At 39.8% G+C, this 16,709-nt stretch carries 14 protein-coding genes; all 14 read left to right on the plus strand.

All coding sequences use genetic code 11. The features are described 5' to 3' along the window. The first annotated feature begins 5 nt into the window (after nucleotides 1-5). The 14 genes from ACVX3R_RS00760 (at nucleotide 6) to ACVX3R_RS00825 (ending at nucleotide 16,677) form a co-directional block, all read left to right on the plus strand. Entirely contained in the window at nucleotides 6-239 is a 234-nt protein-coding gene (locus ACVX3R_RS00760; protein WP_458795116.1) for a hypothetical protein, read from the plus strand. Further along, a complete protein-coding gene (locus ACVX3R_RS00765) occupies nucleotides 236-583 on the plus strand; it encodes a PrgI family mobile element protein (RefSeq protein ID WP_000197456.1) in 348 nt (115 codons plus the stop codon). The genes ACVX3R_RS00760 and ACVX3R_RS00765 overlap by 4 nt, the downstream gene beginning before the upstream one ends. Then, on the plus strand, nucleotides 543-2,897 hold the full coding sequence (locus tag ACVX3R_RS00770) for a VirB4-like conjugal transfer ATPase, CD1110 family (protein WP_458795117.1): 2,355 nt from the start codon (nucleotides 543-545) through the stop codon (nucleotides 2,895-2,897). The genes ACVX3R_RS00765 and ACVX3R_RS00770 overlap by 41 nt, the downstream gene beginning before the upstream one ends. A gap of 26 nt (nucleotides 2,898-2,923) precedes the next feature. Beyond that, a complete protein-coding gene (locus tag ACVX3R_RS00775; RefSeq protein ID WP_458795118.1) occupies nucleotides 2,924-5,560 on the plus strand; it encodes a phage tail tip lysozyme in 2,637 nt (878 codons plus the stop codon). A 19-nt stretch (nucleotides 5,561-5,579) separates the two neighbouring features. After that, entirely contained in the window at nucleotides 5,580-6,221 is a 642-nt protein-coding gene (locus ACVX3R_RS00780; RefSeq protein WP_458795119.1) for a hypothetical protein, read from the plus strand. Next, on the plus strand, nucleotides 6,221-6,493 hold the full coding sequence (locus ACVX3R_RS00785) for a type III restriction endonuclease (RefSeq protein ID WP_458795120.1): 273 nt from the start codon (nucleotides 6,221-6,223) through the stop codon (nucleotides 6,491-6,493). Before ACVX3R_RS00780 ends, ACVX3R_RS00785 begins: the two co-directional genes overlap by 1 nt. Continuing rightward, the gene (locus tag ACVX3R_RS00790) at nucleotides 6,447-7,286 is read left to right on the plus strand and encodes a hypothetical protein (protein ID WP_458795121.1); all 840 of its coding nucleotides are present in this window, start codon (nucleotides 6,447-6,449) and stop codon (nucleotides 7,284-7,286) included. The genes ACVX3R_RS00785 and ACVX3R_RS00790 overlap by 47 nt, the downstream gene beginning before the upstream one ends. Before the next feature lie 12 nt (nucleotides 7,287-7,298). After that, the gene (locus ACVX3R_RS00795; RefSeq protein ID WP_458795122.1) at nucleotides 7,299-7,817 is read left to right on the plus strand and encodes a hypothetical protein; all 519 of its coding nucleotides are present in this window, start codon (nucleotides 7,299-7,301) and stop codon (nucleotides 7,815-7,817) included. Beyond that, entirely contained in the window at nucleotides 7,814-9,613 is a 1,800-nt protein-coding gene (locus ACVX3R_RS00800; RefSeq protein WP_458795123.1) for a VirD4-like conjugal transfer protein, CD1115 family, read from the plus strand. The genes ACVX3R_RS00795 and ACVX3R_RS00800 overlap by 4 nt, the downstream gene beginning before the upstream one ends. A 20-nt stretch (nucleotides 9,614-9,633) precedes the next feature. Next, nucleotides 9,634-9,897 (plus strand): hypothetical protein, encoded by a 264-nt coding sequence (locus ACVX3R_RS00805; protein WP_125452398.1) that lies wholly within the window; start codon nucleotides 9,634-9,636, stop codon nucleotides 9,895-9,897. After that, complete coding sequence (locus ACVX3R_RS00810; protein WP_458795124.1) at nucleotides 9,888-13,940, plus strand: PBECR4 domain-containing protein; 4,053 nt, start codon at nucleotides 9,888-9,890, stop codon at nucleotides 13,938-13,940. Before ACVX3R_RS00805 ends, ACVX3R_RS00810 begins: the two co-directional genes overlap by 10 nt. Nucleotides 13,941-14,010: 70 nt before the next feature. After that, nucleotides 14,011-14,427 carry a hypothetical protein gene (locus tag ACVX3R_RS00815; protein WP_458795125.1) on the plus strand — a complete coding sequence of 139 codons (417 nt, stop codon included), beginning with the start codon at nucleotides 14,011-14,013 and terminating at the stop codon, nucleotides 14,425-14,427. 229 nt (nucleotides 14,428-14,656) lie between these two features. Continuing rightward, entirely contained in the window at nucleotides 14,657-15,049 is a 393-nt protein-coding gene (mobC, locus tag ACVX3R_RS00820) for a plasmid mobilization relaxosome protein MobC (protein ID WP_458795126.1), read from the plus strand. Beyond that, on the plus strand, nucleotides 15,043-16,677 hold the full coding sequence (locus ACVX3R_RS00825) for a relaxase/mobilization nuclease domain-containing protein (RefSeq protein WP_458795127.1): 1,635 nt from the start codon (nucleotides 15,043-15,045) through the stop codon (nucleotides 16,675-16,677). The genes mobC and ACVX3R_RS00825 overlap by 7 nt, the downstream gene beginning before the upstream one ends. The last annotated feature ends 32 nt before the right edge of the window (nucleotides 16,678-16,709 follow it).

Raw genomic sequence — 16,709 nt, forward strand, 5'->3', positions numbered from 1 at the left:
AAAAAATGTTTAAAAAGCACTCACAGAAGCATCAGCAAGTGCTAGGAAATATTTGGAGAGTTATTTTAAAAACAGTAGTCTGGGGGCTACTGTTTTTACTTAGGGCTCTCTTTTTCTATTACTTGTGCCGTAGAGCTCTACAGCCACATTGGCTGGCTATCGTAAGTGGTATTATTTTAGCGTGTGGAAGTGAATTTATTTTCTTTAGAAAAGATAATTGGAAGAAAGGAACAGAATGACACGTTTAGGAAGTGAATTTTTAAAGGCTTTAGATAGCTACGAAAGGCCAGTTATAGGATATATGACACTGAGGCAGTTAGTGCTACTATTTGGTATCGCATTGACAGTAGTTGTCACTACTATCCTCTATTGGCTGAAGGCACCCGATACCATTCTTTACGGCGTTGATATTTTGTTATTAGCGCCTTTCGTTATTTTCGGGTGTTATTTTGATGAAAAAATTAAAGATAATGTTCGTTTCATGTTAACCAAGCAGGAACGCTCTTATCAGACAGATTATGACAGAAAGGAATACACAAGAAATGAATTTATTCGGCCGAAAGAAAACCCCGAAACTCTCTAAGGAAGAACGGGAACGGGCCAAACGTCTAAGACGTACCATGACGGCCTCTACACAGAACAGCCTTAATTATCAATGGCTGACACCTGATGGACTTATGAAAATTACAAATGATCAATTTTCAAAGACCTACCGCTTAGGTGATACAAGCTATATCACTGCAACAGATGATGAGCGAATTGATATCATTGAAACAAACGCTGATATTTTTAATTCGCTGGACATTGACAATGATATGCAGCTATTGATCCTGAATCGTAGGGTAGAAAGCAATAGTTTATCTTCTATCCGCTATGATTTGGTTGGAGATGGATATGACGATTATCGTAGAGAATACAATGCGATGATCAATGATCGTTTCTCTCAGGAACAAAATACCTTTAAGGTAGAAAAATATCTGACGATTACAACCCAAACAGACCAGGATCATCAAGCTAGAAGAATTCTCGATGATACAGCCAGTGTTATTGAAAGCCAATATAGTGGCTTAGGAATCTCCTTTAAGGAGTTAGAGGGATTAGATCGTCTTCTTATCTTCCGAAAACTCTTAAGACGAGAAGACTTTATTGATTTTAACTATGAAGACATCGCTATTTCTGGATTATCAACTAGGGACTTTGTAGCTCCGAACTATCTGAGGTTTGAAAAAGATCACATGAAAATTGATGATTGTTTTGCAAGGGTGATGTATGTTAGACAATATCCTACCTTCCTGAATGACAAACTGATTAAAAATATCCTGGATACAGGAATTGAGCTAGCTATCAGCTTGCATGCGAAGCCTTATGATACTGCAGATGCCCTGAAGAAAATCAAGACAGTTAAGTCAAGTGTACGCAGGGAAATGATTAAGAGTCAGAAAGCTGCCGCAAAAGAAGGCTATGGAAGTGACCTGGCTGTTGGTGGGAAGGCTGTGGAGACATCACGTGAAACAGAAAAATGGACTGAGGAACTCCAGGACAATGACCAAAAAATGTTTTCAGGTGTGATGACGATTTTCTTCATGGCTGATAGTCTAGAAGAGTTGAATATCTACACTGAGCAGGTCCAACGATCTGTACGTAAGAACACGGTAGAACTGGATAAGTGCTATTTGTACCAGGAAGAATCATTGAATACGATTCTACCGATTGGGATTCCATTTATCAACGTGAAACGCCGTTTTATGAGAGATATGACTACCAGTAACTTGGCCACACAAGTCCCATTTACCAATGTAGATCTTCGATCTAACAGTCCACGTGCAATTTATTATGGCCAGAATCAGCTATCTAAGAACGCTATCACAGTTGACCGTAAGAAAGACTTGAATACAGGTTCAGGTTGTATCTTTGGAACTTCAGGATCAGGAAAGTCAGTTCTTGCTAAAGGAGGAGAGATTATTCCTACAACTTTAAGTTACCCTGAAGATAATATTATTATCGTCGATCCTGAAGATGAATACACTGTTATTGGTCGAGAATTAGATGCTGAAATTATTACAATCGCTCCTGGATCACAACATCACTTCAACTTATTGGATCTACCTGATAAGGATAAACTGCAGGCAGAAGATAGTGATCCGATTGGCCAAAAATCAAACCTTTTATCAACCTTGTTTGAGAATATATTCTCTGAAGTATCAGACGATGAATTTGCGATGATTGACCGTGTAACGAGACAGACCTATGAGGAATTTGAAAACCCAACCTTTAAGGATTGGCAAGCAGTTTTGGAACGTCAACCTGAAGCCGTTGCTAAGGATCTAGCACTGAAGGCAGAACCTTATACTATTGGTTCAAATGATATCTTTGCACACCCTACCAACGTCAATATGAATAGCCGCTTTATTATCTTTAATCTCAAGCAGTTGAGTGGTAAACTGAAGCCATTTGCCCTCCTGGTGATTCAGGACTTCATCTGGAACCAGGTAGTCAATAATCAAGGAAAAACTATTACATGGTTGTACTTTGATGAGTTGCAGCTCTACTTCAAGAATAAACTGCAGGCAACCTTCTTTACTGAACTCTACTCACGTATTCGGAAGTATGGGGCCATCCCAACAGGGATTACACAGAACCCAGAGACTGTTTTATCTACGGAAGAAGGTAGAAAGCTAGTCGCAAACTGTGAGTTTCTAGCCCTCCTGAAGCTGAAGCGGACAGACCTAGAAGCCCTGGAGCAGGTTATTCCTCTTACGCCTTCACTGGAGCGATTTGTCTTGCGCCCAAAAGCGAAAGGTACTGGTTTGATCGTGGCTGGGGATACGATTGTACCATTTGAAAATCCTATCCCTAAAGATACCAAACTGTATCAATTGGTTGCGACAGATAGTTAAAAAAATAGAAAGAGAGGTGATTTCTTTTGTTTGAAAGTGATCCCAATCAATTAAAACAGGAGCGTAAGCGGAGAATCAAAGAAGGATCCTCCCTCAATGCAGAAAAACATCCTAAAGAAGTACGTTTAGACTCAAAAGTTGTGTTTAAGGAAGCTAAGAAAAATTATCGCTTAGCTATCAAAGATTATAATCTACACAAAGGACCTCAAGCAACAGCGAGAGGTCTTTTTTTTAAGCAACAGCTTGATCGAGCAAAGTTGGAAAAACAAGTTGCAACAACGCTCTATAAACGAGCTAAAAAAGCTGATGACAGCTATATTCCCAATCGTATAAAGAGACGAACAAAACAAAGCACTCGAATGAAAGCGAGACACGACGTTGAGAAGACAGTCAGAGATAATGAGATTCTTGGAGACTGGGTTCAGGCGAGGCAAAACATTCGTCAATTTAAGTACCAGGTAAACGCCTCTAAAAGAGCGTTAAATGCTGTAGGAAGTCTGTCTAAGTACTCAATCAAGCATAGTTACAGTAGGGCAAATAAGACCTATAATTTTATCAGAGGGCGAGGGTATACTCGAACACCTAGAGAGTTCTCCTGGGAAGGAAAACTCAGCAAAAAGATGAAACAGGCTAGAAATCGTCTAACTCGTTCAAAATTTGGGAAGGTATCAAGAGGTACAGGGAAGGTTTTGAAGGCTGCGACAAAGCCTCTACGTTCCATCTTATCCAATCCATTAGCAGTTAAGTCCTATTTCTTGATGTTCCTCATCTTTGCTGTTCTAGGGATATTTATGGCAATATTTGGAGGCGGTGGTCCTGTCCAACAAAATGAATTTGACCTGAATAAGTCCTGGCTTCAGATCAGTAAACGAGATCGAGAGAAGTCCAATGATAAGGTAGACTATTGGACAAACATCGATGACATGATCTTTTTCATGAACTTTCGCTACGGCAGTGAGTGGAAACCAGAAAGTAACTGGAATGAGGGAACTGGTGGAGAATGGGCTGGGACATTAGGTTTCAATCACTATTCGGATGCCTTGAATGATCTTTGGAATCATTTGAATGATGATCCTCATAATTTGAAAAAGATGGCTGATTTATATGGCTCCTCGTCAGACCTCAAGTGGGCTAAGTTGAGTGATAGCGAGTTAGAAGAGTATAAAGAACTAGAGGAGTTGACTAAAGAGGTTGGTCGATACCCCTCTTATCAAGAATTAGCTAACCCCTTTTACCAGGAGGATGACCCTTCTTATCAAGCTCCTCTAGTTATCCTGAAGCGGTTTGGTTATACCTCTAAGAGTGAAATCTATGAGAAAACACAACTAAAAGCTTCAACAGGGCAAGCTATAAGAGCTCCTCTTGAGGGTAAAGTCAGTGTGACAGATGATACGACTGTATCCATCAAAACAGATAAAGCCATCTTTACTTATGAAGATGTAGGAAATATCCGTGTTTCTGATGGTGATCAGGTCAAAGCTGGAGACGAGGTTGGGAAGGTAACGGCAAATGGTTACCAGGTCATTCAGTATCAAAAATTGGAGGAAAAAGAGACAAAGGATAAGAAAGAAAAGTGGACATCAGTCAATCCAGGCTTTTACTTTCAATCTGTCACGTATAATCAGACAACCTCAGTCATTACTACACTTGATGGTGATTTAGGACAAAAGTCACGAGCGATAAAAGACTACTTGAAGCAAAAGGTACCAGGGCTAACAGATAATGGTTTGGCAGCCATGCTTGGGAACTTTGCGACTGAAAGCAATATCAATCCTAAACGTGCTGAAGGAGATTACCTTAGCCCGCCAGTAGGAGCAGATGCTTCTTCCTGGGATGATGAATCCTGGTTAGCTATAAGCGGACCTGCTATCTATGACGGTGGGTATCCAAATATTCTTCATCGAGGTTTAGGGTTAGGCCAGTGGACAGATACAGCGGATGGTTCCACTAGGCATACTTTATTATTGAATTATGCAAAATCCAAAGATAAAAAGTGGTACGATTTAGAGCTGCAGTTGGATTTTATGCTGGAGGGAGATACTCCTTACTACATCACTGAACTGACATCGATTTTAACCAGCACAGAAGATGTAGAGACACTTACAGAGCGTTTTCTGGTTAATTGGGAAGGGAACTCTGGAGACAAGGTCTTAGAGCGCCAGAATAATGCTAAGCAGATCTACGCTTTTCTTACCCAACAAGTTCGAGGAGGTGGAGCGTTAGCATCCTCTTGGGATTTCCCTGCAGAGTATCAGTCAAAAGTGGAACACCCTCCTACACAGGCCTCCATGACGACACAACAAGGAAGCGGCTACCCAGTTGGTCAGTGTACTTGGTATGCCTATAATCGTTTAGTTGAACTAGGAACGATTACAGACTTATCAGGAGCTTATGGTTATCTTGGCAATGGTCAGGATTGGGTGGCAAGCCTGGTCGCAAAAGGATGGCGATATAGTACGTCGCCAACGAAAGGGGCTGTTGTATCAGTTCTAGGTGGATTTGGTGGGACACCAGGTGAATACGGACATGTTGCGATTGTGGAAGCCGTGAACCCAGACGGTTCATTCCTTGTTTCGGAATGTAATATCCAAGGAGTACAGGATAAAGTTCATTTTTCTGTTCTCTATCCAGCTTACTACTATACATTTGCGACACCAAATTAAAAAAGAAAGAAGGTAAATCATGAAAATGATAGATATGGAGAAATTGAAACTCCTTAAAATAGGAGCAATCCTCATAGGAGTTGTGTTAGTTCTAGGATTCGTATTCTGGATTGGTGCAGCAACCTCAGCGCAAAATAAAGCTAAACAGGAAGCTGAAACTACGCAACAAGAAACCAAAGCAGAGGGAAGCGAACTAACGCAAGAATATGTAAAGGAATTTTTGACGGCTTACTTCAATAAGCAGGATCTTGGAGAAAATAGAAATCGCTATTTGCCCTATATGACAGAAGCTGCTTACAATCAGGAAGTGAACTCTGAAGAAGAACCATCGGTACAAACCTATAAGGGCTATGTAGTGGATACACAGATGAAGTCTTCTACCATCTACATCGATCAAGAAAATAATGTTGCCTTAGCTCAAGTGAGATACACTCAGACACAGTTACAGAAGAAGTATGATTATACTAACACCCAAACAAACGTAGGATCTTCAAGAACCATACGGATTCGCTTCAGCAAGCAAGATGGGAAATACCTGGTAAATCATATTGACCCCATTTTGATTGTGGACAGCTTGAACGCCAGCGAAAAGGCAAGTATTCCATCATTAAATAAACCAAGCACTAACCAAACACAAAGTACAGAAGGGAAAAAGGAATAATGACAAAATTAGAAACTTTGGAAAAACAAAAACAGAAAGCGGAAGACCGCTTAGCTGAGTATATGACTAAAGTCAAGAGGGAAGAAGAGAGACTGAAGGAGCTAGAAACTCAAATCATTCTGGCCAAACATGAGGAACGGTCAAACTACTTGGCCAAACATAATTTAACCTGGGCTGATATTGAAACAGCTCTTGCTGAAGGAAAATTGAAAGGAGCTGAAAAACATGTACCGTCTAACCAATCTGACACAAAACACGACCACAACGTATAAGAATCGAGACCTTGTGTATCAAGCTCTGGAGCGAGAAAATGCCAAGGTGAAACACCAGGAGGCAGAGGCTGTTTTACTGGTAGAAGAACTGGATAAAAAGAATGTAGTGATCTATCAAGAAGATATTTATTTGCCGTTTGAGGGGATCGCAGATAGCCTCTTCCTGAAGCCTGGGACGGTGAAACACGAGGAGGTGGGGTCAAAAGAAGCAAAAACCTCTCTCTTTAAGCGTCAGGCTAAAACAAAACGTGGAACACAGATTCCTGAAGAAAAAGCAGAAGTCCCTTCCTTGAAAGATGAAACTCTCAAACCTGCAACCTCTTCCAAACGCTCTTTTTGGGTGTATTTAGGAAGAGTTCTGGTGTTATTTGGTCTAGTAGGAAGTCTGACAGTTGCTGGCTTATCAATTACGCTAGTTTACCATCAAGAAAAGCAACTATCGGTCGTATCCAAGGAACTTTCTGATTTAAAAACCATTCAGTCAAAAACAGGGGAACTAGATGCTTTTTCACGTTACTTTTTACCAGTCTATTACTCTGATAAAGGGAAGATGGATGATTTTGTAGCTCCTCAGTTAGTGCTAGACAGACAATCAGGTCAACTGCAGTCAGTGATTTTGGAGTCTAGCTTGATGGTCGATGAAGCAACCTATCAACTGACCTATGTGGTGGCCGTGAAAGACGGGGAAAACAGAAGTCAGAAACGCTTAGTAGTTACTGTAAAGGAAGAACCTGAAGCACGTTATGGTTTCCAGGTTATTGCTAAGCCAGAACTATCCAATTATCCAAAATAAAGGAGGGCTTACATGGATCAAGAAAAGGTCAGTCATTCCCTGACATTAAAAGGAAAAGTAACCCTAGAGATGACAATACAAGCTCTATATGCACTCGCAAAAGCCCACTATGACAAGAATCAACATAAGGTAGCGAATCGAACTTTTGAAGGGGAGACGCTATTCAATGACTTTATGGCCACCAAGTCTGAAAAAGACGTTGAGAAGTTACTAAACAGTGAAGTCCACTTGGCCAAGCTAAAGCATTACTTGGAAGAGTATAAGGTGGGTTTTACTTATCATCAAAAAGATGGGACAACCTATCTCTTCTTTGAAACAAAAAATCGTCCCCTGGTAGAAAAGGCTCTCAAAGAGATGTTAGCAGACATCACGAAAAGCCCAGAAAAATTAGAGGAGTTTGCGAAAAAGGTACTGAAGAAACCACACGAAATGACTCCTGAAGACAAAATAGCCTACTACAAGAGTCATACGGTGTATAAGGGAACTATCCCTGTAGTGACGAAGGATATTGGGAAGGAGAAAGCACGATGATTAGAAAGCCTATATGGCCCTACCTGGTGGTGGGGCTATTTTCATTTGTAATTTTCCAGTCCTTTTACCATTACTACCAACTTTCGACTGCAGCAGTACCTTTTATGGGAATGTTGCGACTTCGTTGGTTGCTAGAACACTGGGAACGCTTCTCTTTTTTTCTCTTCTTTGACTCAGAAGCCTTATATGCAGGGTTGATTGGATTTAGTCTCCCAATGCTTGTCTATGCCTCCATGGATAAGAATTTATATCGTCAGGGAGAAGAACAAGGTAGTGCTCGTTTTGCGACTTTGAAGGAAATGAGACGATTTGAAGACGTTGATTTTGAGAAGAATATGATTTTTTCAAAACAGGTCAAAATGGGGCTATTTAACTTTCGCTTAGCCTACAATGTGCAACTCAACAAAAATGTGATTGTTATTGGTCTTCCAGGAGACGGTAAAACCTTTACGTTTGTATTGCCAAATTTAATGCAGTTGAACTCAAACTTTGTTGTGACGGATCCCAAAGGAAACCTAGTACACGAAGTTGGGAAGATGCTTGAGAAGGCAGGCTATGCTGTTAAAATCTTTGATTTGATCCGGCTCAAGAATTCAGATCGGTTTAATCCTTTTCATTACATGAAGTCTGAGCTAGATATTGATCGTATCTCTGAAGCAATTACTGAGGGAACGAAGAAGAGTGAGCATACTGGAGAAGACTTCTGGGTTCAAGCAGAGTTGATGCTGCAACGTGCATTGATTGGTTATCTCTATTTTGACTCTAAGGATCCTGAAACAGGAGTCCAGTTATACATGCCAAACTTGGGTCACGTTGCGGATCTATTAAGAAATATATATCGAGAGGATCCAGATGTCCCAAGTCCTGTTGAGCAGATGTTTGAAGAATTGAACGAACACCAGCCTAACAACTATGCCTACAAGCAGTGGAAACTATTTCAAAACTTTAAAGGCGAAACAAGAAATAGCGTGGTTGCCATTTTGTCTTCTCGCTATTCTATTTTTGATCATGAAGATGTACGAAACTTGATCAGTGAGGATACCATGGAAATGGATACCTGGAATACGAAAAAGACAGCTGTTTTTATTGCTATTCCTGAAACCAATAACGCCTTTAATTTTCTTTCCTCAATCTTGTTTGCGATTGGCTTTGAGGTTCTCACACATAAGGCTGATGATATCTTGCAAGGTAAAGTACCTGGCTACAGTAGAAAAAATCTTCGCCACATTCAGTTTATCTTCGATGAGTTTGCGCAAATTGGCCGTATTCCAAACTTCGCCCAGGTTCTATCTTCTATTCGTAGTCGTGAGATGTCTATTAAGATTATCATTCAAGCTGTCAATCAGCTAGAATCACTTTATAAAAGTGATTGGAAGACGATCTTTAATAACTGTGCCACTCACCTATTTTTAGGGACGAATGACAAGGATACGATGGAATACTATTCTACAAGGTCAGGTAAGCAGACGATACGCACCCGATCCACTTCAAAATCGCATAGTTATCGGAATGGATCATCAAGTGAAAATAAACAAATTCAAGGCCGTCCACTTTTAACTCCAGATGAAGTCGCAAGAATTGGGGTAGAAGAAGGATTGGTCTTTATTTCTAAACAAAATGTTTTCAGAGATAAAAAAGCAAGTGTCTATGATCATCCTAGAAAAGATGAGATTGCAAGTTCTCCTGAAGATACAGAAAACTGGTACGAATATACTCGAAAGGGAACCGACATCGATGGCTTGCTTTTATATGCCAACGATTTGACTCCGCAGCTAAAAGAGTTATTTGTGGCCTAACATATAGAAAGGACAGAAGGATGCAAACACCCAAAACACAATTAGGATACCTGGAGAGTATCTCACAAGTTTTAGCACTAAAACCAGAAAATTTAGCTACAGAACGTTATGCTATTTGGCAGCTATTCAAACAGGCAGATGAGGAGACTTTCTATCAATTAGCTCCTCATCTTTTTGTAACAACGAATCAGGAAGATCCATTAGTAGTTAGTGAACTAGATGCAACTCCTGAAGGTTATCTTTTATTCAAGGAATTGGTCGAGGAGGAAACAGGATGGTTTTAACAAAAGCACAGGCAAAATCGCTGGATATTTTAGAAGTAGCTCGTAGCCTAGGAATGGAAATGAAGCGAAAGTCACATCGAGAGTATTATTGGGCCGAGCATGACTCGTTTAAGATTGATACTGTGAAGAATACCTGGCATTGGTATTCTCAAAACCTCTTTGGTGATACCATCAATCTCGTGCAACAAATGCAAAATGTCAGCTATAAAGATGCTATGGTATTCTTGGAGACAGGTTCCTTTCCTGAAGCAAAACCAGTAGAGGAAGAGCGCAAACCTTTCAACTATACACTAGCGCCTTACGAACAACCATTTGTAGAGGCGAGAACCTATCTCAAGGAGATTAGAGGTCTCTCTGATGATACAATCGACTTCTTCCTGGAGAAGGGAGTATTAGCCCAAGCTAAACGTAAGGATAAAGAGGGTGTTATAGAAGATGTCTTAGTTTTTAAATACTTGGACAGAAATCAGCAACTGGTAGGTGCGAGCCTTCAGGGACTTGTTCCTGATCAGGAACGTCATCCAGGTAAGGGCTACTTGAAACAAATCATGTATCAATCAGAGGCTATCAGTGGCTTAAACGTTTCTATAGGCTCTCCTGAGCGTTTAATTGTGACAGAGGCACCAATTGACCTTATGAGCTATTATGAGCTTCATAAGGGCGAATTAAACGATGTTCAACTGGTTGCGATGGAAGGATTGAAAGAGGGAGTATTATCCCACTATGTTCTTGAAATTTTACAGGATCGAGGGGAGATTGCGATGGATGAAAGGGATTATACCAAGTCTAGCGAACTAACACGTACCTCGAGATTCCTATCTGTTGCAGCAGAAACCTCTACACTTTTCCAAGATCACAAATACGATGATCTCATCACGCTGGCAGTTGATCGTGATAAAGCAGGTACAGACTTTATTACCAAACTACGGGAGAAGAAAATCCCAGTTATCGATGCAAGACCACCACAACGTGAAGGCCAGGAGAAGACAGACTGGAATGAGATCCTGAAGCAGGAAAAACAGCTGGAGAAAACTGAGGAAATTCACTCATCAAGTTCTTTTCCTGATACCAGCCACCTTTCTCCTGAAGATGCAGCGTGGTTGAAGGAAAACTGGAATAATATAGGTTTTTCAGTAGAGCCTAGAAAACAAATGGTTATTGATTCGGACAAAACAGTGACCTATGAAAAACCTTCCAATCCTCTTGGAGATGGTAGGGAGCCCAAAAAACAAATTCAGAGCACAGAAAAAGCTCCTGAGAGTTCTCAGGAGCAAATGAATGATAGGGCCAGTGGTGGAGAGGGCTATTCACAGCACGATGCTGTAGGCAGCGCCGAACCTGAAGCTGAATCATCAGCAACCTTTGAGCAAACTGTTACCAGTCACCCGACATCACCCTATCGTTACTTACATTTTAGCACAACTTTTGAGGAAGTGCAACGAAGACAATCGAAATACCATCCAATTACACCTGATGATTTGAAAAGAATGAATCAGTACGCTGGTTCTATTCAGAAATCATCTCAATGGTATTTAGAGGAATTAGCGAACAGTAAAATCTATTATTTCTATTCCAATAATGGAGAGGTGAGTTTGCTAGATGTCAATTTTAAACGAGAAAACTTTTTACACTTAACAGGAATTAGGCCTGTTGTTCCAGGTAAAAATGCTGGAGATTTTGTAGTCGACTTTGCTGAGGGAAGGGGGGACTATAATCAAATACTGGTTAGTAATAGTCTAAAAGAAAAATTACAAGTTATTCCTATGTTAGAGGATATTCTTGATCCTAAATCGTTTGTTTTGGATAACCTAGATGAAGTGAGAATTGCGCAACGACTTAACTTTTCAGAAGCTATTAAGAGTAAAGACGAGGATTTCTTGCTTCTTTTCAAAGATATAGGAGAAGAACGTGTCCCTGCATCTCTCATGAAAATCAAGAGAGATCTAAGAGTTGATGTCAAGAAAACCAAGGAAAAAGTTATTCTTGGTGTTTTCCGTGAACGTGATGGCCACATTGAACAGTTATCTATCAATGAGGATTATGTCAAGGATAGAGGCAATGAGTTGCAAACCATTTTGAAAGATGGCTTGTTTGAAGAAATCAAGCCTGATACAACTAAAGAAATTGAACAAACAACGCCAGAGAATACACTGAATAACTCCCTACTTGATGCGAATAGGTTTACTCAAGTCTTAGATACTGTCTATAATTTAGGCGTGCCTAGTGACATCTCAAAAACTCCAAAAGAATTTCATCAGGAATGGAATCAGTATCTTGACTATGCGAAACAGTACAATGATAAATTTGATCAGATTGTTGCTGCAGCAGGAGAAGATAATCTCCTGGATAAAAATTCCGACTTTTATAGAGACTGGCATCAAGATCATATCTATAAGGAACACTACCATGTACGCCTTCAATGGTCTGAGGAGCGCCCAGATGGGCCTAGATTGCCCTTTAAAGAAACAGAGCTGATATCTTATCAAGATTTTGCTAGAGAGCTTTACAAGGCCAATCAGAACTTCTATCAGCTACATCAGGAAGGGCTAGAACAAGTGACTGGTGGTCATCCAGAAGCCTACATCTCTCCAACTAAGATCCAGTTTAGTATCTATGCTCCTGATGGTGAACTGATCCAGGATGGCATCCGTTACGATATTGGGGACGAGATTAACCCAATCGCTCACAAAGAAAGACTTGGAACACGAGAAATGCGAGAGCATCCAGAGTTGATGAAGATAGATGGGGCATTATTCAATCAGTATCATCTGGAGAGATTGGCGAGTGAACAAACCATCGAAAACATCCGGGATGAATTTGAAAAAGAACAAGGGGAAGAAATCAAACTAGAAGAACAAGCCCACAACAAACAGGAGTTGAAACGTGATGCGGATGCTGACGGTGTTTCTGATGAGGAGGAGTTGCTTCAGGGAACGAATCCGTATGATTTTAGATCGAAACCAGGTTCTAAACCAGAGGTCGAAGAGGGTCTACAAGCGGAAGAAGTTGTTTTAGCAGCTAGCAGTCTTGCAGTCGCAGATTTTATTCAAAATAAAGATATGACAGGATTAAGTCGTCACCTTAAAGAAGGAATTAAGGAGTTTCTGGATTCGGATAAGTACAGAGACTATCTAACGAAAATGAGCCAACTAAATAATTATTCTAATCGTAACTTACGCTTAATTCTTGCACAAAATCCTGAAGCAAGGCAAGTAGCTTCTTTCAAACAGTGGAAAGAAAACTTTGGCCGTTATGTAAAAAAAGGTGAGAAGGCTTTACGTATTTTTAAACCTATGACGAAGATCAAAAAGGATGAAAATAACCAACCAATATTGGATAAAAATGGGAAGCCAGAAACTGTCACATTCTTTGGCCTAGTACCAGTCTTTGATGTTAGTCAGACAGAAGGAAAGGAGATGCCAAAAGCTGCAGAAGTGAAAGAACAGCTGACTGATTTGGACTATGCAAATCTTTACCGTGCCCTAATGGTTATTGCAAAAGAAAATGATGTATCGGTTCGATTTGAAGAGATGGAAAATAATAAACATGGATATTATTCTGTCCAAGAAAATCAAATTGTTTTACGTAGTAATGAGATGAACAAGGCTCAAATTATTAAAACTTTCTTACATGAAATGGCTCATGCAGAGTTGCATCATGCAGATAATCCTCAAAAGGAAAATCTAACTAGAAGCACTGCTGAACTCCAGGCTGAAAGCGTCGCTTATGTTGTTTCTTCATACTATGGTATTGATACGTCAGAGTATTCCTTTAACTATCTATCTGGGTGGTCTGCTGATAAAGAGACGCTTGCTGATTTAGAAGCACAGTTGGATATTGTCCAACAAGAAGCTAAAAGTTTAATGGTTCGGATGGATCAAGCATTGGAACAATTAAGATTGAGTCAGGAGAAACAAACGCAGCGCAGTTTTGAACAAAAACTAGAGAAGTTTAAAGGTCAGACTCAGCAAGCTGTAGAAGATCACAAGCAGGAGTTGAAACGTGATTCACCAGCAAAAAAAGAGAAGGGTTTCTCGAAATGACCGAACGGGACACCCCAAATAAACCCAAGGTCAAATTAAAAACAAATCATCATCAAGGAGGACAAAACTCATGACCAATGAACAAGAAGAACAACTGATTATCATCCTTTCAGACTTTATTCCAATCATGGATGGAGACAAGATTCTAGGGATAGCTTCAAATGCTAGGGACTTGACTCGCCAAAAAGTTCTGGAGCAATTAGAGGAAGAACGTGCCCAACTTCCTGAAGGAGATCCAGCCCTTTTGGAGTGGGAAGAAGAAAATATTAAGCTTCTAAAATCAATAACAGATGAAGAGTTTCAGTCTGCAGTTACTGAAAGAATCATCCTAACAAAGATTGGAGCGGGGAGGACTAACTTCCAACCTTTAACTGAAGAACAACTTTCTGACTTAGCTGAAAAGCTACAAGGTAAAAAAGAAAAAGCGGAAGAGAACGTCCCTCAAAAATCGTCTATACTTAAAAATATTTTTGGCTGGTTTCACTAAAAGACCAATCAAAAAAGAGAAGAGAAGGACTCTAAAAAGTTAAGACTAGGGGCTTGGGGATTTCCCCAAAACTGAGAAAATCAAGAAGGAAAACTGCATGGTTCTCCTTCTCTGATTTTTTTAAATTTCGCAAATGGATATCCATTTGCTACGCTTGCCGGAAGGAAGTCAGGGGCTGATGCCTAGACAGAAAGTGACAGAAATTCTGATAGAAAGAGGATAAAAAATAATGCAGAAACGAGAAAATAGGAAACGCTATATACAAAAATTGATACGACTAACACCAGAGGAAGATCGTCAAATTAAAACGGCGATGGCCCAAATGGGAGTTCCATCTTTTCAATACTATGCGAAGAATCAATTGGTGCAAGGAAAAGTGGTGCAAATTGATTTTTCTGAATTAAAAGACCTTCGAGTTGCCATCAATCGAGTTGGGACGAACATCAACCAAATTGCTAAACATGCTAACGAAAATCAAGGGGTTACGACAGAAGAAGTGGCACAAGTTATTGACTATCTATCTGAGTTGAAAGAGATGGTAGCTGCCAAACTTTCTAGCGCAGAAAAACAGAGTCTACAGGAACGGAAACGAACGGTAAGGGGTGATATAGAAGAATGGTAGTTATTAAATCTCCAACTCAAATTAAAACACCAGCTAATTTGAAGAGAGCTGTTAATTATATTCTGAATGAAGCGAAAACTCTTGTATCAGGAACTGCAGAAAGGGATCTTGATTTTCCTCTTGTCTATCATGATAGTGAACTTCAAATGAAGCTAGTATCTGGCAATGGGATCTCTGATTTTAGCGTAGCAGATGAAGAAATGGTCATGACAAAATTGGCTGCAGCCTTTAAAAAAGGAGATGATGACTTGAAAGAATTATCTTCAGGAAAACAAGTATTGGCCCATCACATTATCCAGTCTTTTTCTCCAGATGATAACTTGACTCCTGAGCAAGTTCATGAAATTGGCCGCCAAACGATGTTAGAATTGACAGGTGGAAATTATGAGTTTGTGATTGCAACACACACGGATAAAGACCATCTTCATAATCATATCATACTCAATACAACCAATACCTCAACGCTCAAGAAATTTCGTTGGGAAAAGAAAACTTTGAAAAATTTGAGGGCAATATCGGACAAGCATGCGGCACGTTATGGCGCTAAAATTATTGAGCCTACTATGAAAAATTCTTATACAAAGTATTCTGCTTGGCGGAGACAAAATAATTATCGGTTTGAAATTAAGGAGCGTCTGGATTTTCTTCTGAAGCACTCTTTATCGTTAGAAGATTTCAAACATAAAGCAGCTGCGCTTGATCTTCAGATTGATTTCTCTGGTAAATTTGTGAAGTATAAATTACTTGATCAGCCACAACAAAGAAATGTCCGAGATGATACATTATCGAAGAAAGGACTCTATTCTCTTGAAAAAATAAAAGAGAGAATTTCTAAGAATCAGTTAGTTTTTGATGTGGAGGAATTGAAAGAACAATATCAAGAATCAAAAGAAAAAACGGCAAATGATTTTGAATTGAAATTGGAAGTGGAATCCTGGCAGGTCGAACAAGAAAGCAAGCAAGGTATTTACGTACAGATGGATATGGGAGCTTTAAATAGTGGTACCATTTTAATACCTTCTCATAAAGTTGATAAAAATGAGGATGGAAATTATACCATCTATATCAAAGAGAAAGACTATTTTTATTTTCTCAATCCGGATCAATCTCAAAAAAATCGGTACATGATGGGCTTGACTGTTGCAAAACAATTAGCCAAACAAAATGGCGAAACACTTGTAACTAAAAATGCTCAAATTTACTCTATGCGTGAACTGATTAAGGAATATAATTTCTTAGTCGAGCACGGCGTGACAGATGGAGCACAATTTCAACATTTGGAGGAGCGCTTTAATGAAAAGATAGAGGCTACCCAGGAGGAATTAAGACAGCTAGATGAGCGACTTGGACGTTATCATAAAATTGAAGGAGCACTTTTAGCCATCCAGCAATCTCCAGAAAATAGTCTTGCGGCGGTACAACTATTGGATGCTTTAGGAGTTCCAAAAGATATGGGGTTGGAAGATGTTAGTCAACTGATCAAACAATTTCAAATTGAAAAAGGAGCCCTACAAGAGTTCTTTGACGATACTCTAAAACATTACACAGATTATAGAGATATTAAGGAGCACGTGCGTAGTCGGGAAGAGAAAGTAGATCGAAGTTTTGAAGATGAAAAAACTTTGTAAAAGTTTCTGATGTTTTCAATCTAGTCATGATT

It is taken from the genome of Streptococcus sp. 517s (genome assembly GCF_054445985.1).

What these genes read in the sequence shown, in the direction of transcription:
- ACVX3R_RS00760 (WP_458795116.1), top strand. Translation starts at nt 6, where the DNA reads ATGTTTAAAAAGCACTCACAGAAGCATCAGCAAGTGCTAGGAAATATT.
- ACVX3R_RS00765 (WP_000197456.1), top strand. Translation starts at nt 236, where the DNA reads ATGACACGTTTAGGAAGTGAATTTTTAAAGGCTTTAGATAGCTACGAA.
- ACVX3R_RS00770 (WP_458795117.1), top strand. Translation starts at nt 543, where the DNA reads ATGAATTTATTCGGCCGAAAGAAAACCCCGAAACTCTCTAAGGAAGAA.
- ACVX3R_RS00780 (WP_458795119.1), top strand. Translation starts at nt 5,580, where the DNA reads ATGAAAATGATAGATATGGAGAAATTGAAACTCCTTAAAATAGGAGCA.
- ACVX3R_RS00785 (WP_458795120.1), top strand. Translation starts at nt 6,221, where the DNA reads ATGACAAAATTAGAAACTTTGGAAAAACAAAAACAGAAAGCGGAAGAC.
- ACVX3R_RS00790 (WP_458795121.1), top strand. Translation starts at nt 6,447, where the DNA reads ATGTACCGTCTAACCAATCTGACACAAAACACGACCACAACGTATAAG.
- ACVX3R_RS00795 (WP_458795122.1), top strand. Translation starts at nt 7,299, where the DNA reads ATGGATCAAGAAAAGGTCAGTCATTCCCTGACATTAAAAGGAAAAGTA.
- ACVX3R_RS00800 (WP_458795123.1), top strand. Translation starts at nt 7,814, where the DNA reads ATGATTAGAAAGCCTATATGGCCCTACCTGGTGGTGGGGCTATTTTCA.
- ACVX3R_RS00805 (WP_125452398.1), top strand. Translation starts at nt 9,634, where the DNA reads ATGCAAACACCCAAAACACAATTAGGATACCTGGAGAGTATCTCACAA.
- ACVX3R_RS00810 (WP_458795124.1), top strand. Translation starts at nt 9,888, where the DNA reads ATGGTTTTAACAAAAGCACAGGCAAAATCGCTGGATATTTTAGAAGTA.
- ACVX3R_RS00815 (WP_458795125.1), top strand. Translation starts at nt 14,011, where the DNA reads ATGACCAATGAACAAGAAGAACAACTGATTATCATCCTTTCAGACTTT.
- mobC (WP_458795126.1), top strand. Translation starts at nt 14,657, where the DNA reads ATGCAGAAACGAGAAAATAGGAAACGCTATATACAAAAATTGATACGA.
- ACVX3R_RS00825 (WP_458795127.1), top strand. Translation starts at nt 15,043, where the DNA reads ATGGTAGTTATTAAATCTCCAACTCAAATTAAAACACCAGCTAATTTG.